Source organism: uncultured Prevotella sp. (genome assembly GCF_946407605.1).
In the GTDB taxonomy this organism is placed as follows: domain Bacteria; phylum Bacteroidota; class Bacteroidia; order Bacteroidales; family Bacteroidaceae; genus Prevotella.
Window position 1 is genome coordinate 1 of sequence record NZ_CAMJOS010000037.1, and the last position, 23,350, is coordinate 23,350.

Consider the following 23,350-nt stretch of genomic DNA (forward strand, 5'->3'; position numbering starts at 1 on the left):
AGAAAAGCGGTAAGTTGAGCAAAAACGTATTTGTCCTGGAACATAGCAGTCAATTATATTTGGCTGCAAAGTTACAAAATCAAGTCCGTTTCATTTCAAAAACCTGCCTAATAGACTGAATTTCAATTATTTCAAAGAGCGATTAGTCCACTTTAACGGGACAGTAGTGATGTTTGTCTTTAATTTAAAGAGACAATCTCCAACACTGAAAGGAATAATTCCTAACGATGAAAGGGATAGGGCTTTATATATATAAGGAATAATCCCTTAGAGGTAAAAGCCTTATCGGAACAATGCAAAGAGAATCTCTTTAAGTGAGGGCTGTGATTCCGGCACTTTTATGTACTTCGTTATTTTTTTACCTTCTTAAGATTATGCTTCTCAGTAAGGAGCATGCCGGCGATGATGAGGAGGCTGCCGAGGAGAAACCAGAGGGTGATGTCCTCGGAGAGTAACCACCAGGCAAAGATGATGGTGGTGATGGGGTTGAAATAGACCCAGTTGGTGGCGGCCACGGCGCCTAACTTGCCGATGACCCAGTTCCAAAGGAGGAAGCACAGCATGGAGGCTATCACACTGAGAAACAGCAGGTTCCACAGAACATCAGGACACATGATAACCTGAAGGGAGGGGAAGCCTGGATAAAACAGATAATATGGTATGATGGTGAGGAGACCGTAGAAAAACACCTTGCGGGTGATGAACAGCGTGCTGTAGCGTTGCAGCACCGCCTTCATCAGCAATGAATAAACGGCCCAGCAGAGACAGGCTCCAAAGGCCAGCAGGTCGCCAAGGGGTGAGAGATGGAGTACAAAATGGCCGTTGAGCACCACTATGACCATGCCTGCACAGGCTATGAGGGAGCCGATGACCTGATGGCGGCCAATGGGCTCTGACTGCCTGTAGGCTATGGCAAAGAGCAGCATGGCGAACAGTGGACAGGTGCATACGATGAGCGACGTGTTGGTAGCAGTTGTATAGAGCATCGAAGCATTCTCTGTGAGGAAATACAGGGAGCCGCCCGTGACGCCCAGTAACAACATGACAAACTCGTCAATCCAGCTGTCGGACAGCAATTTGAACCTGGGGCTCATCACCTTGCAGCATATCGCCATGAGCACGTAGGCGATGATGAAGCGCAGGGTGAATATCTGCGCTGGCGAAAGGCCGTTTTGAAGCAGTATCTTCGTAAACACAAAGGTGCTGCCCCAGATGGCCACCGTGATGAATGCAATGAAGTGGTATCCTATCATCGAAGTGAAAGGTTATCTTACGACCACCTTTCTGCCGTTGACCACGTAGAGCCCCCTAGTGGCGGGCTTGGACTGAAGGCGGCGTCCGTCGAGTGTGTACCAGGCGGCGGCCTTGTCGCCCTTATCTACAGACTGGATGCCAGTGAGGACGATGCTGGTGATGTCGTTAACTAGATGCTTGCCATCGCCGTTCTTCTGTTCCGAGATCTGGAAGTAGCGGTCGGTGGAGATATTATTGACATCGACGGTCTGGGGCGAGCCGGAAGCTGTGCTGAACACGAAGTTGACGAAGTCGGCACTGCCGTTGATGGTGTACTGCTTGCTGTACCAGCTCATGCCGGCAACAGTGGTGGTAGTAGTCACCTTGTCGCCAGGCCAGTTCTTGCTGCTGGGCGCATGGCTGTCGTCCCCACCCCACGTCCAGAAGTTCACGGCGGTCCAGCCTACCTTGTCGGTATTGACATTGATGGTGATGGTGCGACGATCGACAGGCTCGGCGGCGGTATAGGTGCGGGTGACGATGCCGCTGACGGTAGTGCCAACGAGCAGTCCCACAGTGAGGGTGACGTCGCCCTCGATGGTGATCTGCGTGCCGCTGGCCACCTTGGTGCTGGCCGCTGTGGGCTGGGTGCCGTCGGTGGTATATACCAGCTGGGCATCGCTGTTGCTCACAGCCGTGAGCAGAACGTTCTGCGCACCTTCATACTCGCCAGAAGTCAGGTCGGCCCAGGCAGTCTCCGTAGACTTGCTGAGGTAATAGGCGTAATGATAACCCGAGAGCACCTTGACGAACGTGCTGTCGGGGGTGTAGTTGTTGAAGCCGCGACCCACCACAGCCAGCAGCTGACCCTTGGTGCCAGTGGTGCAAACGGCATAGTAAGCCGTCTGCGAGGAGATATTCTTCACGGCACTCTCGTTGTGAATGCCGGCAGCGCGGCGCACGTTGATCATCGCCTTGATGTCGCGCTTGCAGTCAATCCAGTGACGGAAGAACACGCAAGGTGTGCCAGGCATTGCCAGCAGGAAAGCGTTGGCGGCCAGCGTATCCTTGCGGATGGGGTCCTGATCGTCATTCGAACGCTTCTCGGTGTCGTGGTTCTCGACGAAGGTCACCGAATAGCGTTTGAAGTTAGCCTCACGGGCCAGCGAGATGCTGCTGAGCTTCTGCCAGTTATTGTTGTTGATGGCGTCGCGCACGGTATAGCGGAAGGGGAAGTCGAAGGCGGCGCTGGTCATGCCTGTGCTGCTGATCCAATTCTTCACAGCCGAGTTGCTGCCGTCCCAGTATTCGCCTACAGAGAACTCGGGCTGGCTGGCCTCGTTATAGAGCTTGGTGTACGAGCCGGCATAGCCCTTCACCATATCGTAACGGAAACCGGCATAGCCCAGGTCGTTGAGCAGCATGCTGAGATAAGCCTTCACGTTGGTCTGCACGTTCTCGCTCTTATGGTCCAGGTCGCGCATACCGTCCCAGCCCTCGCCAGTGTCGTTGTTCTCCGACAGCGAGTAGCCGTTTTGAGTGGCCCACGTCTTGGTCTTACCGCCGTCGTCGTTGGCACAGATATCCGTAGACTGCAGCTGATAGACCACACCCTGATAGGTCTCGCGGGGGAAATCAACCCAGTTTGACATGTTCTTCCTGTGGTTGATAACCACGTCGGCAATGGTGCTGATGCCCTTCGACTTGAAAGTATTGATGAGTGAGCGCAGCTCGGCCTCAGTACCAAACGAGCTGTTGTAATGGCCTGGGAACCAGTACTTATCGTCGTAGCCCATCGACGTGCCGCCGCAGTTGGCACTCTGAGGCAGCCACACCAGCGAGAAATACTGCGAGAGCTCGTCGGCCTGCTTCTCCAACTTCACCCACTGCGACTGCGTATAGGAGTCCCAGTAGAAACCTTGCAACATCACGCCCTCGTACTGTGAAGGCCATCCCTGGGCCTGCATCGTAAGCGTGCCCAGCAACATGGTTAGCGATATAAAAAATCTCTTCATCATTATAGTTGTCATTTGAATTTGGCTGCAAATATACGAAAAAATATTGATTATCATAAATAAATTTGGCTTTTCCTTCGTTTTTTTGTACCTTTGCAAACTAAATCAATAGAGAAGAAAAAAAAATGGCTGAAACAAGCAATAGCATTTTACAGAAACTTGACGGACTGGAGAGCAGGTTCGAGGAGGTGTCGACACTGATTACCGACCCCGCCGTCATTGCCGACCAGCAGAGGTTCGTGAAGCTGACGAAAGAGTACAAGGACCTGGGCGGCATCATGGATGCCCGCAAGCGTTATATCGCCTGTCTGAACAGCATCAAGGAGGCTAAGGACATCCTGGCCAACGAGGACGACCCAGAGATGAAGGATATGGCTCGCGAGGAGCTGGCCGAGAACGAGGCCCTGCAGCCTAAACTGGAGGAGGAAATCAAGATTGCGCTGATACCCAAAGACCCTGAGGACGCGAAGAACGTGCAGATGGAAATCCGTGCAGGAACGGGCGGTGACGAGGCCTGCCTCTTTGCCGGCGACCTGTTTAAGATGTACAAGAGCTTCTGCGACTCGAAGGGCTGGCAGCTCTCAGTGACCAGTGTCAGCGAGGGTGCTGTAGGCGGCTATAAGGAGATTGACTTTGCTGTGAGCGGAGCCGATGTCTATGGCACCTTGAAATATGAGTCGGGCGTGCATCGCGTGCAGCGTGTGCCTGCCACCGAGACGCAGGGTCGTATGCACACCTCGGCTGCCACTGTAGCCGTGCTGCCCGAGGCCGACAAGTTTGAGGTGCACATCAACGAAGGTGAAATAAAATGGGATACCTTCCGCAGCTCGGGTGCCGGTGGTCAGAATGTGAACAAGGTGGAATCGGGCGTGCGTCTGCGCTATATGTGGAAGAACCCCAACACGGGCGAGACAGAAGAGATTCTCATCGAGTGTACCGAGACCCGCGACCAGCCTAAGAACAAGGAGCGTGCCCTCTCGCGCCTGTACACTTTTATATATGACAAGGAGCACCAAAAGTATATGGACGACATTGCCAGCCGACGCAAGACGCTGGTATCGACAGGCGACCGCTCGGCAAAGATTCGTACCTATAACTTCCCACAGGGCCGAGTGACCGACCACCGCATTGGCTACACCACCCACGACCTGCAGGGTTTTCTGGGAGGCGACATTCAGGCAATGATTGATGCGCTCACCGTGGCCGAGAACGCCGAGAGAATGAAGGAATCCGAATTGTAGTACAGTATGTTGCGACTGAGTCGCAACAAACAAATACAGAAGATATGACAAGACAAGAATTAATTGAGCAGATTAAGCAGAAGCACAGTTTCCTCTGCGTAGGTCTGGACACCGACCCCAAGAAGATGCCACAGTGCGTCTTCGACCTGCACGACCCCATCTTTGAGTTCAACAAAGCCATCATCGACGCCACCGCACCCTACTGCGTGGCTTACAAGCCCAACCTGGCTTTCTACGAGGCCTACGGACTGAAAGGTATGGAGGCTTTTGTGAAGACTTGCGAATATATTAAGGAGAACCATCCGCACCATCTGATCATTGCCGACGCGAAACGTGGCGATATTGGCAACACCAGTCAGATGTATGCCCGCACCTTCTTCGAGGAGTACAACATCGATGCGCTGACCGTTGCTCCCTACATGGGCGAGGACTCGGTAACACCTTTCCTGCAGTACGAAGGCAAGTGGGTCATCCTGCTGGCGCTGACGTCGAACAAAGGCTCGCACGATTTCCAGCTGATGGAGGACGCACAGGGCGAGCGCTTGTTTGAGAAGGTGCTGAAGAAGAGTCAGGAATGGGGCAACGACGAGAATATGATGTACGTCGTTGGTGCCACCCAGGGCCAGATGTTTGAGGACATACGCCGCGTGGCTCCCAACCACTTCCTGCTGGTGCCTGGCGTAGGCGCTCAGGGAGGCTCGCTGCAAGAGGTGTGCAAATATGGTATGACGAAGGACTGCGGACTGCTGGTGAACTCCAGTCGCGGCATTATCTATGCCAGCAGCGACGACCATTTTGCCGAAGTGGCTGGCAACAAAGCACGCGAGCTGCAACAGGAAATGGCTGAGGAATTGACCAAAATAGGACTGTAAGCACAGACATACGGTTAAAAAAACATAAAAGTTTATCGAAACATACGGTGCACAAGGTTCTATGTAATAGAAAATTAGTACCTTTGCACCCCGAAATGAGTCCGTGGAGGCTGGGTGAAGTGTGTACGAACGTGCACCGCCTTACGGAAAAAACCCTATTTACAAACAAAAACAAATGTACGCAATTGTAGAAATTCAGGGTCAGCAGTTCAAGGCCGAGGAGGGCAAGAAGCTCTTCGTGCACCACATCAAGGACGTGGAGGCAGGTAAGACTGTTGAGTTTGACAAAGTGCTGCTCGTAGATGCCGACGGCGCTGTCAAGGTTGGCGCACCCACCGTAGAAGGTGCAAAGGTAGTAGTAGAAGTAGTGAACCCCCTGGTAAAGGGCGACAAGGTCATCGTCTTCAAGATGAAGCGTCGTAAGGACTCTCGCAAGAAGAACGGTCATCGTGAGCAGTTCACTCAGGTAGAAGTTAAACAAGTAATCGCTTAAGGAGGACACAGTATGGCACATAAAAAAGGTGTAGGTAGTTCTAAGAACGGCCGCGAGAGTGCAGCCCAGCGACTCGGCGTGAAAATCTGGGGTGGTCAGAAGTGTGTAGCCGGCAACATCATCGTTCGCCAGCGTGGTACCAAGCACAACCCTGGCAATAACGTTGCTATCGGTAAAGACGATACGCTCTATGCCCTCGTTGACGGCACAGTGAACTTCCACAAGGGAAAGTTCAACAAGAGTGTGGTTTCAGTAATTCCCGCAGAGGCTGCTGAGGCATAAACCACTCACACAAACTTACAAACAAAACAACACTTATTCCAAACAAACAATAGAGCCCTGCCTCATCGAGGCAGGGCTTCTACTTTATCATCGTTATCGATGAGATAACTTTAGAGGATAGGATTATCCGCCAAAGTTATCGTACATAATGCTTTCGGGATCTACGCCGAGCGAGTCGAGCATAGATACCACGGCCTTCGACATTGGGCCAGGACCGCACATGTAGTACTCGATATCCTCGGGAGCCTCGTGGTCCTTCAGATAGGTGTTCAGCATTACCTGATGAACAAAGCCTGGAGTGTACTTTACGCCAGCAGCATCGGCTGCTGGGTCTGGACGGTCGAGTGCCAGGTGGAAGTGGAAGTTGGGGTACTCCTTCTCCAGTCCGAGGAAATCCTCGAGATAGAACACCTCGTTCAGAGCGCGTGCACCATAGAAGTAGTGCATCTCGCGATCGGTGGTGTGCAGAGTCTTTGTCATGTGCATGATCTGAGCGCGCAGAGGAGCCATACCGGCACCACCACCAACCCAAATCATCTCCTTCTTCGAGTCGAAGTGTGGGTGGAAGTCGCCGAAAGGTCCGCTCATGATTACCTTGTCGCCAGGTTTCAGCGAGAAGATGTAACATGAAGCGATACCAGGGTTAACATCCATGAAACCACTGCGGTCGGCCTTGAATGGAGGTGTAGCGATACGAACGGTGAGCATGAACACATCACCCTCGGCAGGATAGTTGGCCATTGAGTAAGCACGGATGGTGTCCTCGGGGTTCTTACACTTGAGTGGGAACAAACCGAACTTCTCCCATGCGGGCAGATACTCGTCGCCAATCAACGACTTGTCGAAGTCCTTATCGTAGTCGATGCAATCGAACTTAGGAATACGGATCTGGGCATACGAACCAGGCAGGAAGTCCATGTGAGCACCAGCAGGCAGCTGCACCTTGAACTCCTTAATGAAGGTAGCCACGTTCTTGTTAGAGATAACGGTACACTCGTACTCCTTAACACCAAGGATTGACTCATCTACGTGAATCTTCAGGTCGCCCTTAACCTTGCACTGGCAACCCAGGCGCCAATGGTCCTTGATCTGCTTACGGGTGAAGTGAGGCTTCTCTGAATCGAGAATCTCGCCACCGCCCTCGAGCACCTGAACCTTACACTGTCCGCAGCTGGCCTTACCACCACAAGCCGAAGGCAGGAAGATGCCGTTCTCGTTGAGGGTAGCCATCAGGTTGTTGCCCTGAGGTACGTTGAGCACACGATCGCCGTTAATCTCGATATTCACATTGCCCGAGGGCGAGAGATATTTCTTCGCAACGAGCAGCAGGATGACGATGACAAGAATCGTCACCAAAAACACGATAATGCTATATAATATGAACTCCATAGTCGCTTAAATCTTTAGTCCACTGAAACACATCATCGCCATAGCCATCAGGCCCACAGTGATGAAGGTGATGCCAAGACCCTGAAGCGGCTTGGGCACATCACTATATTGCATTTTCTCACGAATGGCACCCATAGCCACAATAGCCATCGTCCAACCAATACCAGAACCCAGTGCATAGACCAAGGCGTCGCCCACACCAGTGATAGCTTTTGTCTCAGAGGGATCGAGGAGGATGCGCTGCTGCATGAACAGTGAAGCACCCATGATGGCGCAGTTCACAGCAATCAGCGGGAGGAAGATACCCAGGGCCGCATAGAGCGAAGGTGAATACTTCTCGACAGTCATCTCCACCAGCTGCACCATACCGGCAATAACAGCGATGAAGAGGATGAACGAGAGATAGCTGAGGTCCATGCCGAAGATGCCGTCTTCTGAGAGCACCTTGGTCTGGAGCAGATAGTCAACAGGAACGGTGACCAGCAGCACGAAGGTGACAGCGAGTCCGAGTCCGAGTGACGTCTTCACATTCTTCGAAACGGCAAGGAAAGAACACATGCCCAGGAAGAAAGCAAAAATCATGTTGTCGACAAAAATCGACCTGAAGAATAAACTTATTGCGTGTTCCATACCTTATTTCTCCTTATAAAAATATGCACGATGTACCCAAATCACAATACCTACGAGGATCAGCGCCATAGCGGGCATCGTCATCATGCCGTTGTTGAAGTCCTTGCAGTCGATAATCTGGAAGCCCAGCAGCGAACCGCGTCCGAAGAACTCACGCACAGCACCCACGATAATCAGAATCATGGCATAGCCGATACCGTTGCCCACACCATCGAGGAACGAGGGCCAGGGCTTGTTCTGCATGGCGAAGGCCTCGAGGCGACCCATGAGGATACAGTTGGTAATGATCAGACCCACATAGACCGAGAGCTGTACACTGACGTCATAGACGAAGGCCTTGAGAATCTGAGAAACGATAGTTACCAGCGCAGCAACCACCACCAGTTGCACCACGATACGGATGCGGTTTGGAATAGTGTTGCGGAGGATAGAGATAATCACATTGGCAAAAGCCGTAATCACCGTCACAGCAAGACCCATCACGATGGCTGGCTTCAACTGACTGGTAACAGCCAATGCCGAGCAGATACCCAGCACTTGTACCAGAATGGGGTGATCGAGGTTCAACGGATTGGTGAACGCCTCTTTATTTTGTTTACTGAATAGTGCCATAGTCTCTTACTTCTTTAAAAAGTCCATATACTTTGTCAACTGGTCTTGCAGCATCTTGCTGACAGCAGTAGAGGTAACGGTGGCACCAGTAACGGCGTCGACAGTCGTCTCGTTGTTGACAGCTTTCTCTACAGACAGGGCAAGGGCCTCTTTTGTCTCGTCGGCAAAGATCTTCTTTCCCTGGAACTTAGCCTGCCAGTCGGCATTGTCCTTAATCTCAGCACCCAGACCAGCGGTCTCACTCTCGTGGTTGAAGTAAGCGCCGTAGACGGTGTTCTTGTCATCGTCGATAGCCAGGAAGCAGCTGATGCCGCCCCACATGCCCTGTCCCTTCAAGGGGAGCACATACTTCACATCACCATTCTCGAGAGTGCAGACATATACGTTCTGAGCCTCATCGAACTTCACCACCTTCTCATAGGTAGCATGAGCTTCGTCATCACTCAGTCCACGCAGGTTCAGCGAGTTCAGAATCTGCTTCTCTGTATCAAGGGCTACGTTAGCGTCCTGCATAGGTTTCAGCGTCTGTGAGACGAAAGCCAGCAGGAAGGCCACGATGAGCACCAATATCGTACTATATATAATAATGTACGCGTTAGAATTCGTATTCAGTTTCATTTGGTACCTCCTCTCTTCATACGTTTCGAAATATTACGGTCTACCACGAAGTAGTCGATGGCAGGAGCAAACATGTTCATCAGCAGAATGGCCAGCATCATACCCTCGGGGAAACCAGGATTCATGACACGAACCACGATGGCAACGACACCGATGAGGAAGCCGTAGATCCACTTACCACACTCTGTGCGACATGAGGTCACAGGGTCAGTAGCCATGAATACAGCACCAAAGCAGAAACCACCCAGAGCGATGTGCTCATACCAGTGGATAGGCGTCATCTCAAGGTTCTCGAACAGCAGACCCATCACGATACCACCAGCGAAGACGCTGATCATCGTCTTCCAAGAAGCGATGCCTGTGCAAAGCAGGATGATAGCACCAATGGCGATGGCGATGACAGAGGTCTCACCAATAGAACCGGGAATCAGACCATAGATGGCATCCATCGAGAAGGTGTAGTCGCTGAGGTTAGCCAGCGGTGTAGCACCAGAGAAGCCATCGGGCACCTGACCGCCGAAGCCGAAGATAGGACTATCGGCAATCCAAGCCTGGTCGCCAGTCATCTTCTGAGGATAGGCGAAGAACAGGAAGGCGCGAGCCATCAAGGCGGGGTTGAAGATGTTCATACCCGTACCACCAAAGATCTCCTTACCAATGATGACTGCGAAAGCCACAGCGATGGCGAGCATCCACAACGGCAGATTCACAGGAACAATCAGGGGAATGAGGATACCAGAAACGAGGTAACCCTCCTGAATCTCTTCGTTCTTCCACTGTGCCCAGGCAAACTCAATACCGAGACCAACGATGTAAGAAACGAGAATCTTGGGCATCACAGCCAGCAAGCCAAAGATAAACATATCTATGAAGGAAGCGTCCAGTCCTGAGGCGAGTGCGTTCTGATAACCCACATTATACATACCAAAGAGCAAAGCAGGCATCAGGGCGATGACCACCATACTCATAATACGCTTCGAGTCGATAGCATCGTGGATGTGAACACCTGTCTTGGCCGTGGCGTTAGGCACAAACAGGAAGGTCTCAAATCCATCGAAGAGGCTACGGAAAGCGTGGAGCTTACCCTCCTTCTCGAAGGCGGGCTTTATCTTATCGAGATAATTTCTTAGTGCTTTCATCGTCGTTATGCGTTTTCTTTACGTAAATTATTCAGTCCTTCACGAACAATACGCTGCAGCTCGAGTTTCGACGAATCGACGAACTCAGCCAGAGCGAAGTCCTCAGGAGCCACCTCGTAGATACCCAGCTGCTCCATCTTATCGATGTCGCCAGCAATGATGGCCTTGATGAGGTATTCACCATAGATATCCATCGGTAGCACCTTGTCGTACTCGCCACTCATAATCATGTGACGCTCGCCACCCTTCACGCGGGCATCGAGTGCGTACTGCTTCTTACCAAAGAGCCAAGAGAAATAGCTGCGGCTGACAGAGAACTGACCAAAGCGCGGCATAATCCATCCCAGCATCTCGTTGTTGTCGTCGCCCTCAGGAATCACCGTAATCTCACTGGTGTGAGCACCCAGGAATCCGTCCTTGGTAGTAACGGTACCTGTAAGCACATTACCATTGATGATACGTACAGAGTGGTCGGCATCATAGCTGTTGCTCAGCAGCGTTGACAGCTCCTGACCCACCAGCATATCAGCATAGCAAGGCTTCTTCACCTCGCTACCGCAGAGAGCTACAGTGCGAGTGAGGTTCACCTTACCTGTATTGAACAGACGGCCGATGAAGAGCACCACGGTGGGGTCGCCGATGGTCCACACCACCTCGCCCTTGTTTACCGGGTCGATGTGGTTCACCTGAACGCCTACGTTGCCTGCAGGGCACTTACCCTCAAACACGGTCAGCTCAACGTCCTTCTCCACATTCATCTGCTGCAGCTTAGCCTGCAAGTCGGGCTGAATACCCAGACCGAGATAGGTCTTAGCAATATTCGACAGAGCCTGCAAACCAGTAACAAAGTCCTGCTCCTGACCCTTCACCTCAAACTCGAAGTTGCCAGCCAAGGGCTTGTCGCGCAGAGCCGAAACGAAGATAGCCTTCGGCATCACTGAAGGGTTGGTGGAGATGGCGTAGGGCAGCTGGTTGATGTAACCAAAGAGTCCAGCCTCGAGAAGTGCGTCGACAACGGCTTTGCCGTCCATCTTCGTCACATCCTTCTTTCCATAATCCACATACTGCTGCTCAGCGTCGGCTTCCACCTTGACGCAAAGCACCTTACGACGTTCGCCACGCACCACAGCAGTAACTTTTCCGCTGACAGGCGAGGCGAACCGAACTTCGGGATAGAGTTTGTTTACAAACAAAGCATCCCCGGCCTTGACAACGTCACCCTCGCGGACAACAACCTTGGGAACGACGCCTTCGAAATCATCGGGCACCAATGCGAAATGCCCATTTGACTTGAGGTTCAATTTCGTTTCCTCAGCTTTTCCTTGAAGGTGAATGTCTAAGCCTTTACGTAGCCTAATAACATTTGCCATATCAAATAAATTGGTTTGTTTGTTCCTTTTAGGCTGCAAAATTAATAAAAATTAGGCTAAAAGAGAAGAAAAGATAGGTAAAAAACTCCACAATCGAAACTTTTGTAGTAAATTTGCAGAAGAAAACGCGCACTTGTCTTGGCAATTGCCAACTCGAACTGACAGAATTGTGAAGAAATTGAAGCATATTGTCAACTGGTTTGTATGGAGTCTGATGGCTCTGTACATCTTGTTGATGGTTGCCATTCATCTGCCAGGCGTTCAGTCGTTCATAGGCGAGAAGACGGCTTCAGTCATCTCTGACGAGCTGGGCACAGAGGTGATGGTGAAACGTGTGGAGCTGGGATTTCTCAACCGCCTGATTCTCGACGATGTGCTTATCTACGACCAGCAGGACAAGGAGATGGTTCGCGTGGGAAGACTATCGGTAAAGATGGATGTGCTGCCGCTGCTCGAAGGTCGCATCTCCATCTCCTCAGCACAGCTGTTTGGCGCCCATCTGAATCTCTACAAGCCCGACTCGCTGTCGGCCCCCAACTATCAGTTTGCCCTCGACTCGCTGGCGTCGAACGACTCCACCAGTCAGAGTAGCCTGAACCTCCGCATCAACTCACTCATCGTTCGTCATTCGAGCGTCAACTACGACCAGCACGATATTCCCCAGACGCCTGGACAGTTCAACGCCAACCACCTGCACCTGAGCGATATCAGCGCTCACGTCATCATGAAATGCTTGCAGGATGACTCACTTAACATCAACGTGAAGCGACTGGCGTTCAACGAGCAGTCTGGCATCGAGATCAGCAAGCTCGCCCTGCGTCTTGAGGCCAACACCACGCAAGCGCGACTGGAGGACTTCCTGCTGCAGACGCCCCACTCTACCCTGACCATCGACGATACCTATGCCACATATCAGCATGATCGTCTCAACGAGACCTTACACTTCGAGACGGGCATACACACCAGTCCGCTTGCTGTCAACGACTTTGCGTTTCTGCTGCCTGAGCTCAACAATTTCAGTCAGCAGCTCACCATCGATGCTGCCGTCAAGGGAACAGCCCGCGACATCCAGTGCACACAGCTGAACATAGCCTCCGAAGACCATTCCCTCCTGTTGTCTGCCTCAGGCCGCATCGAGCAGCTTGACCAGCAACCCGTGTGGAGCCTGAATCTCAACCAGCTCGACATCAGCAACACGCTGATGACCCAGTGTGAGTCGCTGTTCAAGGAGATGCCAGAACAGCTGAAAAAGCTCAACAGCATCAGCATCAAGGGTGCGGCCAGCGGACAAGGGCTGGAAGCCATTCAGACACAAGGCACCATCGCCACAGACAGGGGCAACGTGGCCCTTCAGCTGTCTGTTGACCCTCAGCAGAACATCAAGGGACAGGCCAATGCCGAAAACATCCAACTGGGCCAACTGCTTGATAATGAGGACTTAGGGCTGCTCACCGCCGATGTTCAGATGAATGGCAACATCAACAACTTCATGGCCAACAGCATCGTCAAGGTCCTGCAATACAAGGGCTACAACTATAAGGATATCGCCCTGGATGCAGCCTATAAACATGGCGACATCTCAGGTAAGATAAAGATTGACGACCCAAACATTCAAACAAATATCGAGGGCGAGCTGATTCGCTCAAAGAAGACTGCCGTCAAACTCAACGGCTATATCAGGGCACTACATCCTAAAGCCCTGAACCTCAACGACAAATGGGGCGATGCCCGCTTCTCGGCCAACATCGATGCCGACTTTACAGCCAGTAGCATCAACGATGCCGACGGCACTATCGACATTAACGACTTCGTGATGGAAAACGTTGATTCCATAGGCTCCAGCTACCGTCTTAACAACCTGCATATCAATTCGGGCTACGAAGACAACACACACTTCCTGCGAATCAAGGGCGATATGGGTGAGGCCGACATCAGAGGCACGTTCGACTGGAACACGCTGGCCCAGAGCTTCGTCAACTATACCGCCTCGTTCCTGCCTACGATGCCAGGTATTCCTCAGAAGCGCCAACATACTGATAATCACTTCGTTGCAAACATCAGACTAACAGACACAGACTGGATGAACCGCCTGTTCGACATCCCCGTCAATATCCTTCGTCCGCTGTCGCTGCAGGCCACCATCGACGATATTCACAAGCAAGTGAACATGAAGGGCAGTCTGCCGTTGTTCTCGTACGAAGGCAAGCGCTATCGCGATGCACTCGTTGATATCACCACCGAGCAGGACACCATGAAATACAACGTGGACCTGACGAAAGAAATGGACGATGGCAGCGTGCTCGACCTCAACGTTAGCGGACAGGCTGCTGACAACCAGTTGCTAGCCTCGCTACGCTGGCGCAACGACCCTTCCTCTGGCGACACGCTGATGAGCATGCGAGGCATCATCAACACCACCACACAACTGTATAATAACGAGCAGGGCAACCCCGAAGCCCATATCCGCATACTGCCCTCGCGAATGATGGTCAGAGGTACCCGCTGGAATCTGGAGCCCTGCGATGTGCTGTTCACTTCCGACAAGCTCACCATCGACCATTTCGCACTGAATCATGGCGACCAGCACCTCATTATCGACGGCATCGCCTCAGCATCACCCACCGACTCTATCGTGGTGGATATGAACCAGTTAGACGTAGATTATATCCTCGACCTGGTGAACTTCCACTCCGTCACCTTCGGCGGTCTGGCTACAGGTAAGGCCTATGCCAAGCAACTGTTTGGCGACTTTTCTGCATGGGCCGACTTAGAGGTTGAGCAGTTCCGTTTTCAAGAGGGACGCATGGGTACACTCATAGCCAGCGCCCTTTGGAATCAGACAGACAAACAGATCGACATCAACGCTGTGGCCAACGACGAGAACGACACCCACACCTATATCAACGGCTACGTGTCGCCTGTTCGCAACGATATCAACCTCGACATCCGCGCCGAGGGCACCAGTCTGGAATTCTGCAACTCGTTCACGGAGTCGTTCCTGCGCGACCTGAAGGGTAATGCTTACGGCAAAGTGACACTTCATGGATTGCTCAGCGACCTGAACCTCACAGGACAGATAGTGGCCGATGGTCAGGCAACCGTAAAAGCCCTCAACACCACGTATTATCTGAATCACGACACCATTAACCTCGTCATCAACGATATCCTCTTCGACCGCTGCGTCATCAAAGACCGCTACGGGCACCAGGGATACGTCACTGGCGGCATTCACCATGATCATCTATCAGATATTACTTTCGACGTGGATATTGAGGCCGACAACCTGCTGGCCTACGACTTCCCTGACTTTGGCGACGACATTATCTGCGGCACCGTCTATGCCTCGGGTTCTGCCGACCTTCACGGACGTCCTGGTGAGGTGACCATCAACTGCGACGCTACGCCCCAGCCCAACACCGTCTTCGCCTACAACGCCACCAATCCCGATGCCATCAGCCAGCAGGAGTTCATCACCTGGGGTAGCAGGAGCGAACGCGACAAGGGCGACACGCTGACCATCCGCCACCCTATGGAGAGCAGCAGTCTGGCCAGCGCCACCAATATCTACATCAACTTCTCTATCAACGCCACACCCAACGGCACCCTCCGCGTGCTGATGGATGCCAAGACAGGCGACTATATCACGCTCAACGGCAATGGCGCCATCAAAGCTACCTTCTACAACAAAGGACCTTTCCACATGTTTGGCACCTATACGGTGGAACGAGGCACCTACGGCATCACCATCCAGAACATCATCAAGAAGAACTTCACCTTCCAGGAAGGCGGCAGCATCGTGTTTGGAGGCGACCCCCTCAATGCCAACCTCAACCTGCAGGCACAGTATATGGTCAACGGCGTCAGCCTGTCTGACCTGAACCTCGGCAACTCGTTCAGTAATAATACGGTACGCGTAAACTGCCTCATGAACATCCAAGGCACCGCAGGAGCCCCTCGCGTAGAGTTCGACTTCGAGATGCCTACGGTGAACAGCGAGGAGAACCAGATGATACGCTCGCTCATTGCCAGTCAGCAGGAAATGAACCAGCAAGTGCTCTATCTGCTGGGCATCGGACGCTTCTACACTCAGGGTGCCAACAACGCCCAATCACAGCAATACGGACAAACGGAGCTGGCCATGCAATCGCTACTCTCTGGCACCGTCTCGAGTCAAATCAGCGAGGTATTGTCGCAGGTCATCAAGTCCGACGACTGGAATTTCGGAGCTAATATCTCTACAGGAAACGAGGGATGGCATAATGCTGAGTATGAAGGACTTATAAGCGGACGCATGTTGAACAACCGCCTGCTTATCAATGGTCAGTTTGGCTATCGTGACAATGCCACGCAGGCCACCACATCATTCATTGGCGACTTCGATATCCGCTATCTGCTCAACCCCAACGGCACACTGGCCATCAAAGCCTACAACCAGACCAACGACCGATATTTCACCCGTTCGTCGCTCAACACACAGGGCATAGGCTTTATTATGAAGAAAGAATTTGACTCCATAGGCGACTTATTCAGACACCGCAAGAAAAGGTAGGCAAAATGCTTGCACATTTGAAGAATTATGATTACCTTTGCAACGCAAAAGAAACCTATCAAGCATGGATGATATCAAACGCATAGTTCTCACAGGCGGTCCTTGCGCTGGCAAGACCACTGCTTTGGTACGCATCATCGAGCATTTCTCGAGTCTCGGCTTCAAAGTCTTCACCATACCCGAAGTACCAACCATCTTTACTCAGGCAGGCATGAACTACCTGACAAAGAACCAGGGATTCTTCTACGAAGGCGAGAAGGCCACGCTGGAGATTCAGCTGGCACTCGAGGACAAATTCCTGCGTATGGCCCAGGAGTGCAAGAAACCCTGCATCATCGTCTGCGACCGAGGCGCTATGGACATTTCGGCCTATATGACGCCTGAGACATGGAGCAGCATCACACGTGCCGTTGGCACCTCCACCCCCAAACTTCGTGAACGCTACGATGCCGTGTTGCATCTGGTATCGGCAGCCGACGGTGCCGAGCAATACTACACCACAGCCACCAACGCCCAGCGCTATGAGCAGATGAACGAGGAAGGCCTGCGCATTGCTCGCGATCTGGACAAGAAGGTCATCAAGGCCTGGACGGGTCATCCCCATCTGCGCGTCATCAACAATCACGATGACTTTGACTGCAAGATGAATCGCGTCATCAAGGAGATCTCTAACGTGCTGGGCATCCCACAGCCTATCGTTGAAGAGCGCAAATACATCGTTAAGCTTACTGGCCAGCTGCCTGACGACAGCATTCAGAGCGAGATTACCCAGACCTACCTCATTGGCGAGCCTGGTGCAGAGATCCGTCTGCGCAAGCGTAGCTGGGGACAGAAGCAAGTGTTTGTGCACACCACGAAGAAGAAGACCTCGGAAAACGAAGAGCTGGTGACTGAACGTCAGATTAACAACAGCCTCTACGAGATGATGCTCGAGCTCTCCGACCCCCATCGTTTCACTATCCACAAGTTGCGCAACAGCTTCATCTGGAAAGGTCAGTACTTCGAGGTCGACACCTATCAGGATCAGCTCCAGGGTCTCGTTATCCTCGAGACCAAGGGCATCGTTGATGGCGAGCCTGTCAAGTTCCCGCCTTTCCTCAAGATGGTGAAGGACGTCACAGGCAACGAGGACTACTACAACTACACCCTCGCCAAGAAGAAAGAATAGACAATTCAAATCAAAACATTCATTTATACATTTATTAATTTCAAACATTATGACAATCAACGAATTCAACTTTGCCGGTAAGAAGGCAATCGTACGTGTAGACTTCAACGTACCCCTCGATGAGAATGGTAAGATCACTGACGACACCCGTATCCGTGGTGCCCTGCCTACCCTGAAGAAGATTCTGGCTGATGGTGGTGCTACTATCATCATGAGCCACATGGGTAAGCCCAAAGGTAAGGTAAACCCAAAGCTGTCTCTGGGTCAGATCCGCGAGGCTGTTGAGAAGGCACTGGGTGTTCCCGTTGCTTTCGCTCCCGACTGCGCTAAGGCTGCTGATGCTGCTAAGGCTCTGAAGATGGGTGAGGCTCTGCTGCTCGAGAACCTGCGTTTCTATCCTGAGGAAGAGGGCAAGCCCGTTGGTATCGACAAGGCTGATCCCTCTTACGACGAGGCTAAGAAAGCCATGAAGGCCAGCCAGAAGGAGTTTGCTAAGACTCTCGCTTCTTACGCTGACTGCTACGTAATGGATGCCTTCGGTACAGCTCACCGCAAGCACGCTTCTACTGCTGTTATCGCCGATTACTTCGACGCTGACAACAAGATGCTGGGTCTGCTGATGGAGAAGGAGGTTCAGGCTGTTGACAACGTACTGTCTAACATCAAGCGTCCTTTCGTTGCCATCATGGGTGGTTCTAAGGTATCTTCTAAGATTGGTATCATCGAGAACCTGCTCGGTAAGGTTGATAAGCTCATCCTCTGCGGTGGTATGACCTACACCTTCGCTAAGGCTCACAACGGTGAGATTGGCGATTCAATCGTTGAGCTCGACAAGCTGGATGTAGCTCTGGGTGTTGAGGAGCTGGCTAAGAAGAACGGCGTAGAGCTCGTTCTGGGTTCTGACTGCACAGCTACTAACGGTCTCGACTTCGACACCATGACCGTTAAGGCTGGTGCTCAGATTATCAACTGTCCCGCTAACAAGGTTCCTGCTGGTTTCGAGGGTGTTGACGCTGGTCCTGAGAGCCAGAAGGCATTTGCCGAGGCTATCAAGGGTGCTAAGACCATCCTGTGGAACGGTCCTGCTGGTGTATTCGAGTGCGACGCTTTCACCGCTGGTTCACGTGCCATCGGCGATGCTATCGCTGAGGCTACCAAGAACGGTGCATTCTCACTGATCGGTGGTGGCGACTCTGTAGCTTGTGTCAACAAGTTCGGTCTGGCCGACCAGGTATCTTACATCTCTACTGGTGGTGGTGCTCTGCTCGAGGCTATCGAGGGCAAGGTTCTCCCAGGCGTAGCTGCTATCAAGGGCGAGTAATTACTGATTGAGGTGCATTAAATTGCTACCACAATGAAAAAAATTGGATTTATCCTTATTTCCGTCCTTTTGCTGTGCTCTGGCTGCAGCAAGGTGAAACAGGCACTCGGCTTCGACAAGGACCAGCAGTTGTCTGACTCCACCGAGGTGACGGATGAGAATAATACAATCGCAGAACAGGAACTTACGAAAGTGAGTTTCTGTTCTGTTGATTCTATAGTGCGCCTTTCTGCTCAGATTCCCAAGTTCGACAACGACGTGCTCAACGACTCTGTCTGGGCCTATATCACGATGAACTTCAGCAATCTGGAAGAGGCTTATGCCAAGAACCACGATGTGAAAGCCGCCTTCGAAGAGGCTGGCAAGCAGTACTGGGAAGGAATGTCGGCCGAGATCGAGGGCATGAAGGAAGAGGTGAGAAGCAACATGGAGGAAGGTGACGAGTTTCCTGACTACATGTTCAACTGGGAGTATAGCAACGACATCATCCTCGAGGACGTGACCGACACCTACGTCACCTTCGTCGACGACGGCTATCAGTACCAGGGTGGCGCCCACGGCATTGGATGGCTTGTTGGTGCCACATTCGACAAGCAGACAGGCAAGCGTCTCAATGCCGAAAACATCCTGAAGGATCCTGATGGTGCGGGCTTCCAGCAACTGCTGAAGGACGGACTGACGGAATATTTCAGCGAGACTTGTGATGAAGAAGGATGCGAGCTGAAAGACTGTCTGTTCGACGACCCTGACGAGGTGACCATCCCCGTTGGCAACATGCGCATTTACAAGGGCACGTTCATCATCCAGTATCAGAGCTACGAGATTGCGGCCTACGTCTATGGCAAACCCGTGGTCATCCTGACCTTCGACCAGATCAAGCCGTTCCTCACGGAAGAGGGCCTGAAGTACATCAAGTAACAGCCCCAGCGCATGAAGACAGAGCTGATACTCGTAGGACGTACCGTCAACAAGCATTTCGTTGCAGGCATCAACGACTATGCCGAGCGTATCAGCCACTATATGCCTTTCAACATCACAACCATACCAGAACTTAAGAACACTAAGAACCTGACGGAAGACCAGCAGAAGACCGCTGAGGGCGAGCTGATATTGAAACAGGTTCAGCCTACTGACACGGTAGTGCTGCTCGACGAGCACGGCAAGGAGCTTCGCAGCATTGAGCTGGCTTCATGGTTGGAACAGAAACGCAACACGGCCCGCCGACTGATATTTGTCATCGGCGGACCGTATGGTTTCTCTCCTGCCGTCTATCAGCGGGCCAACGAGCAGTTGTCGCTGTCAAAGCTGACGTTTTCCCACCAGATGGTCCGGCTGGTGTTCACCGAACAGATCTATCGCGCTTGCACCATTATCAAGGGCGAGCCTTATCACCACGAATAGCTTTTCTTACTGCAGTTGAGCAAAGGTCTTGCGGCCTCGCGCGAAGTACTGCCACAACAGCATGAAGGGCGCATACTCTGCCATCGTCGTTGCCACCCTACCCGCCTGTATCTGCTCACGGTCGGCGGCAAAGTCTTTCTTCCACTTCTTAAAATCACGACGGGCTCGGAAAATAGCCTTGAAGTCGCCCACGTTACCCTTCAGCAGGGTCTGCACGGCAGCCACATAGTCCAACACCCAGCGCACGCGCATTACAGCACCTAAGTCACTCTGTGGCAAGCACTTATATAGCATCGTCAGGTTATTTCTGAAGTTCAGGTAGGTCTTCATGGGGTTCGACTTCGGCAGCGTGCCGCCACCTACATGATACACCACGCTCTCTGGCAGCGCAAAGAGCCTGTAGCCACGAATGCGCATGCGCCAGCACATCTCTATCTCCTCCTGATGGGCAAAGAAGCGGGCGTCCAACCCGCCTACCTCTTTATATATACGCGCGCGCACGAAGAGGGCTGCTCCTGTGGCCCAGTGCACCTCGGCGGGCTGGTCATACTGATGGCGGTCCTCCTCAATGGTATCGAACACCCTGCCACGACAGTAGGGATAGCCGTACTTGTCCATATAGCCGCCACAGGCCCCTGCATACTCAAACTGGTTACGCTGGAAGATGCTCAGCAGCTTAGGCTGACAGGCAGCCACGTCCTCATGCGCATCCATAAACGCCACCAAGGGTATCAACCAGTGGGGCGTCACCTCTATGTCGCTGTTCAGCAGCACGTAGTATTCGGCCTCCACCTGCGCCAGCGCCTTGTTATAGCCCTCGGCAAATCCCCAGTTCTTCTCCAGGATGATGAGCTTCACCTCTGGAAACTGCGTCTTCAGCAGCTCCACGCTCTCGTCGGTCGAGGCATTGTCGGCCACATAGACCTCAGCCTCGTCTTTCGAGTGCTCCAGCACGTTGGGCAGATACTTCTTGAGCATCACCGCTCCGTTCCAATTCAATATTACAACTGCTACTTTCTTCATTTCACTTCGTTCATCATAGGGGCAAGCCCCTACGCTATGTTATTTGACCCCTTCGGGGCCCTCTAGTCTATTCTCCCTTCACCCTTCACCTTTCACCAAACAACGCGCTCTTGTCGTGATTGAAATCACCCAGTCGCACTCGGATCAGTTGATTGTCATATTCTGGCTTCGCGTCGGCTGGCGACAGTTCCACGCGGATATAGTTTTTGGTAAACCCATGCATGGCGCGCCCACGCGTAGCCTTCTCAAACAGCACCTCCGCCTCCTGACCAATAAACTGCTCGTAGAAGGCGTGTGTCTTCTCGTCCGACAGCTCCAGCAGGCGTTTGCTGCGCAACTTCTTGTCACGCTCCGCCACCACATAGTCAATCTTCAGGGCCGACGTGCCAGGACGCTCGCTGTAGGGGAACACATGAAGCTGGGTTATGGGCAACTGTTTCAGGAACTCGTAGGTCTCCTCAAAACACTCAGGTGTCTCGCCTCTGCAGCCCACCATCACATCCACGCCGATAAACGCATCAGGCATCACCTGCTTGATTCTCAGAATCTTATCGGCAAACAGCTGGCGATCGTAATGTCTGTGCATCAGCTTCAGCACCGTGTCGCTACCGCTCTGCAAGGGGATATGGAAATGAGGCATAAACGCCCTACTCTCCTTTCCGCAGTAGTCTATCAACTCGTCGCTCAGCAGGTCGGGCTCCAGGCTGCTGATACGATAGCGGCTGATGCCCTCCACCTCGTCCAAGGCCTTCACCAGGTCGAAGAAGCTCTCGCCCGTGGTCTTGCCGAAGTCGCCAATGTTCACGCCCGTCAGCACAATCTCCTTGCCACCCTCTGCGGCAGCCTGCTGGGCCTGAGCCACCAGCGAAGCTATCGTTGGGTTGCGACTGAATCCGCGGGCGTAGGGAATGGTGCAGTAGGTGCAGAAATAGTCGCAACCATCCTGTACCTTCAAGAAATAGCGCGTGCGGTTGCCGCGCGAGCACGAGGGCGCAAAGGTCTTGATGTCCTTCGTCTTCTCCCTCTTCCAGGGTGTTTTGTTTACCGCGACATTGTCGCGGTCTACAAACCCCTGCGAGAGAAACTGGATGAGGTTAGCCTTCTCGTTGGCGCCCAGCACCAGGCTCACGCCCTCAATCTGGCTCACCGTCTCAGCCTCCAGCTGCGCGTAGCAGCCCGTCACCACCACAAAGGCGCCAGGGTTCTCGCGCACCAGTCGGTGAATGGCCTGCCTGCATTTCTTGTCAGCCACATCCGTCACCGAACAAGTGTTAATCAGGCAGATGTCTGCCTTTTCGCCCTTGGCTGCCGTTCGCACACCCATCTCCTGAAGCATCTTACCAAAGGTAGAGGTCTCCGAGAAGTTCAGTTTGCACCCCAGCGTGAAGTATTTTGCCGTTTTGCCCTGAAAGGCAGAAGTATCTATCATATCCTATTTTTTTCTACTATGCCAGGCCCTTTTGCCAAGCAGTGGCAAAGGTACACAAAAAATACCAATTAACAGCATTTTTACCCCAAAACTTGGTTAAGTGTAATTTCTATACTATTTTTAACATTTCGTATGCTGTTGATATTCAGCGCTTTGCAAAAAAGTTACAAAAAAGCATGAAAAAAAAACGAAAAAAAATATCAACGTATCAAAAAAAATGCCTAACTTTGCAGCGTTTTAATTAACAAATGATTGTTTTACAGATTTTAAAAAGCAAAGAAATGAAAAAGATTGCATTTATGTTCGCTGTAGCTACAATGTTCGTAGCATGTGGTGGTAACGCTAACAAGGCTGCTGAAGAGGCTCCCGCTGATTCAACTGTAGTTGAGGAAGTTGTTGACACAACCGCTTGTGACAGCCTCGCTGCTGACACTACCGCTGTTGACACTGTTAACGCTTAATAATCCGCGAACTAAAGGATTAACAATAGGAGAAAGGCCAAGCCTCTCTCCTATTTTTTTGTGCCCTCTTCCATCAGGCCTATGCGTCCCCTGACATTACAACA

20 protein-coding genes are annotated in these 23,350 nt (G+C 52.2%); 10 read left to right on the forward strand and 10 right to left on the reverse strand.

Going from position 1 to position 23,350, the window contains the following annotated elements; translation table 11 throughout:
- Nucleotides 1–350: 350 nt before the first annotated feature.
- Both Q0R57_RS12625 and Q0R57_RS12630 read right to left on the reverse strand, forming a co-directional pair.
- Complete coding sequence (locus Q0R57_RS12625; protein WP_294748280.1) at nucleotides 351–1,253, reverse strand: DMT family transporter; 903 nt, start codon at nucleotides 1,251–1,253, stop codon at nucleotides 351–353.
- A gap of 12 nt (nucleotides 1,254–1,265) precedes the next feature.
- Nucleotides 1,266–3,251, reverse strand: a complete 1,986-nt coding sequence (locus Q0R57_RS12630; protein ID WP_366516865.1) for an alpha-amylase family glycosyl hydrolase — start codon at nucleotides 3,249–3,251, stop codon at nucleotides 1,266–1,268.
- 122 nt (nucleotides 3,252–3,373) lie between these two features.
- Between Q0R57_RS12630 and prfA the strand changes: the two genes are divergently transcribed.
- The 4 genes from prfA to rpmA all read left to right on the forward strand — a co-directional run bounded on the left by prfA (nucleotide 3,374) and on the right by rpmA (nucleotide 6,136).
- Entirely contained in the window at nucleotides 3,374–4,489 is a 1,116-nt protein-coding gene (gene prfA / locus Q0R57_RS12635; RefSeq protein WP_294748282.1) for a peptide chain release factor 1, read from the forward strand.
- A 44-nt stretch (nucleotides 4,490–4,533) separates the two neighbouring features.
- On the forward strand, nucleotides 4,534–5,361 hold the full coding sequence (pyrF, locus tag Q0R57_RS12640; RefSeq protein ID WP_294748285.1) for an orotidine-5'-phosphate decarboxylase: 828 nt from the start codon (nucleotides 4,534–4,536) through the stop codon (nucleotides 5,359–5,361).
- 175 nt (nucleotides 5,362–5,536) lie between these two features.
- Entirely contained in the window at nucleotides 5,537–5,854 is a 318-nt protein-coding gene (rplU, locus tag Q0R57_RS12645) for a 50S ribosomal protein L21 (RefSeq protein WP_294748288.1), read from the forward strand.
- A gap of 12 nt (nucleotides 5,855–5,866) precedes the next feature.
- The gene (rpmA, locus tag Q0R57_RS12650; protein WP_294748290.1) at nucleotides 5,867–6,136 is read left to right on the forward strand and encodes a 50S ribosomal protein L27; all 270 of its coding nucleotides are present in this window, start codon (nucleotides 5,867–5,869) and stop codon (nucleotides 6,134–6,136) included.
- A gap of 123 nt (nucleotides 6,137–6,259) precedes the next feature.
- Here the strand turns inward: rpmA and nqrF are convergent, their stop codons facing one another.
- Genes nqrF through Q0R57_RS12680 form a run of 6 tightly spaced genes read right to left on the reverse strand, consistent with a single transcriptional unit; the run spans nucleotide 6,260 to nucleotide 11,894 of the window.
- Complete coding sequence (gene nqrF, locus Q0R57_RS12655) at nucleotides 6,260–7,525, reverse strand: NADH:ubiquinone reductase (Na(+)-transporting) subunit F (RefSeq protein WP_294748293.1); 1,266 nt, start codon at nucleotides 7,523–7,525, stop codon at nucleotides 6,260–6,262.
- A 6-nt stretch (nucleotides 7,526–7,531) separates the two neighbouring features.
- Complete coding sequence (nqrE, locus tag Q0R57_RS12660) at nucleotides 7,532–8,155, reverse strand: NADH:ubiquinone reductase (Na(+)-transporting) subunit E (protein ID WP_294748296.1); 624 nt, start codon at nucleotides 8,153–8,155, stop codon at nucleotides 7,532–7,534.
- A 3-nt stretch (nucleotides 8,156–8,158) separates the two neighbouring features.
- Entirely contained in the window at nucleotides 8,159–8,767 is a 609-nt protein-coding gene (locus tag Q0R57_RS12665) for an NADH:ubiquinone reductase (Na(+)-transporting) subunit D (RefSeq protein WP_294748299.1), read from the reverse strand.
- Nucleotides 8,768–8,773: 6 nt separating this feature from the next.
- The gene (locus Q0R57_RS12670) at nucleotides 8,774–9,379 is read right to left on the reverse strand and encodes an FMN-binding protein (protein WP_294748341.1); all 606 of its coding nucleotides are present in this window, start codon (nucleotides 9,377–9,379) and stop codon (nucleotides 8,774–8,776) included.
- A 2-nt stretch (nucleotides 9,380–9,381) separates the two neighbouring features.
- Entirely contained in the window at nucleotides 9,382–10,524 is a 1,143-nt protein-coding gene (locus Q0R57_RS12675; RefSeq protein ID WP_294748302.1) for an NADH:ubiquinone reductase (Na(+)-transporting) subunit B, read from the reverse strand.
- A gap of 5 nt (nucleotides 10,525–10,529) precedes the next feature.
- Nucleotides 10,530–11,894, reverse strand: coding sequence for a Na(+)-translocating NADH-quinone reductase subunit A (locus tag Q0R57_RS12680; RefSeq protein ID WP_294748304.1), 1,365 nt, complete (start codon nucleotides 11,892–11,894; stop codon nucleotides 10,530–10,532).
- Nucleotides 11,895–12,063: 169 nt separating this feature from the next.
- Here Q0R57_RS12680 and Q0R57_RS12685 point away from each other — a divergent pair, with 169 nt between their 5' ends.
- The 5 genes from Q0R57_RS12685 (at nucleotide 12,064) to rlmH (ending at nucleotide 20,333) form a co-directional block, all read left to right on the forward strand.
- Nucleotides 12,064–16,443, forward strand: a complete 4,380-nt coding sequence (locus Q0R57_RS12685; protein ID WP_294748305.1) for a translocation/assembly module TamB — start codon at nucleotides 12,064–12,066, stop codon at nucleotides 16,441–16,443.
- Between the two features lie 64 nt (nucleotides 16,444–16,507).
- On the forward strand, nucleotides 16,508–17,611 hold the full coding sequence (locus Q0R57_RS12690) for an AAA family ATPase (RefSeq protein WP_294748308.1): 1,104 nt from the start codon (nucleotides 16,508–16,510) through the stop codon (nucleotides 17,609–17,611).
- A gap of 49 nt (nucleotides 17,612–17,660) precedes the next feature.
- Nucleotides 17,661–18,932 (forward strand): phosphoglycerate kinase, encoded by a 1,272-nt coding sequence (locus Q0R57_RS12695; RefSeq protein ID WP_294748310.1) that lies wholly within the window; start codon nucleotides 17,661–17,663, stop codon nucleotides 18,930–18,932.
- 33 nt (nucleotides 18,933–18,965) lie between these two features.
- Entirely contained in the window at nucleotides 18,966–19,850 is an 885-nt protein-coding gene (locus Q0R57_RS12700) for a hypothetical protein (RefSeq protein ID WP_294748312.1), read from the forward strand.
- A 12-nt stretch (nucleotides 19,851–19,862) separates the two neighbouring features.
- Nucleotides 19,863–20,333, forward strand: a complete 471-nt coding sequence (rlmH, locus tag Q0R57_RS12705) for a 23S rRNA (pseudouridine(1915)-N(3))-methyltransferase RlmH (RefSeq protein ID WP_294748315.1) — start codon at nucleotides 19,863–19,865, stop codon at nucleotides 20,331–20,333.
- A gap of 6 nt (nucleotides 20,334–20,339) precedes the next feature.
- On the opposite strand, the gene Q0R57_RS12710 is transcribed toward rlmH, so the two are convergent.
- Together Q0R57_RS12710 and mtaB are read right to left on the reverse strand one after the other, a co-directional pair.
- Complete coding sequence (locus tag Q0R57_RS12710) at nucleotides 20,340–21,356, reverse strand: glycosyltransferase family 2 protein (protein WP_294748318.1); 1,017 nt, start codon at nucleotides 21,354–21,356, stop codon at nucleotides 20,340–20,342.
- An 85-nt stretch (nucleotides 21,357–21,441) separates the two neighbouring features.
- Nucleotides 21,442–22,785 carry a tRNA (N(6)-L-threonylcarbamoyladenosine(37)-C(2))-methylthiotransferase MtaB gene (gene mtaB / locus Q0R57_RS12715; protein WP_294748321.1) on the reverse strand — a complete coding sequence of 448 codons (1,344 nt, stop codon included), beginning with the start codon at nucleotides 22,783–22,785 and terminating at the stop codon, nucleotides 21,442–21,444.
- 281 nt (nucleotides 22,786–23,066) lie between these two features.
- Between mtaB and Q0R57_RS12720 the strand changes: the two genes are divergently transcribed.
- Nucleotides 23,067–23,246, forward strand: coding sequence for a hypothetical protein (locus Q0R57_RS12720; protein WP_294748324.1), 180 nt, complete (start codon nucleotides 23,067–23,069; stop codon nucleotides 23,244–23,246).
- Nucleotides 23,247–23,350 lie beyond the last annotated feature (104 nt).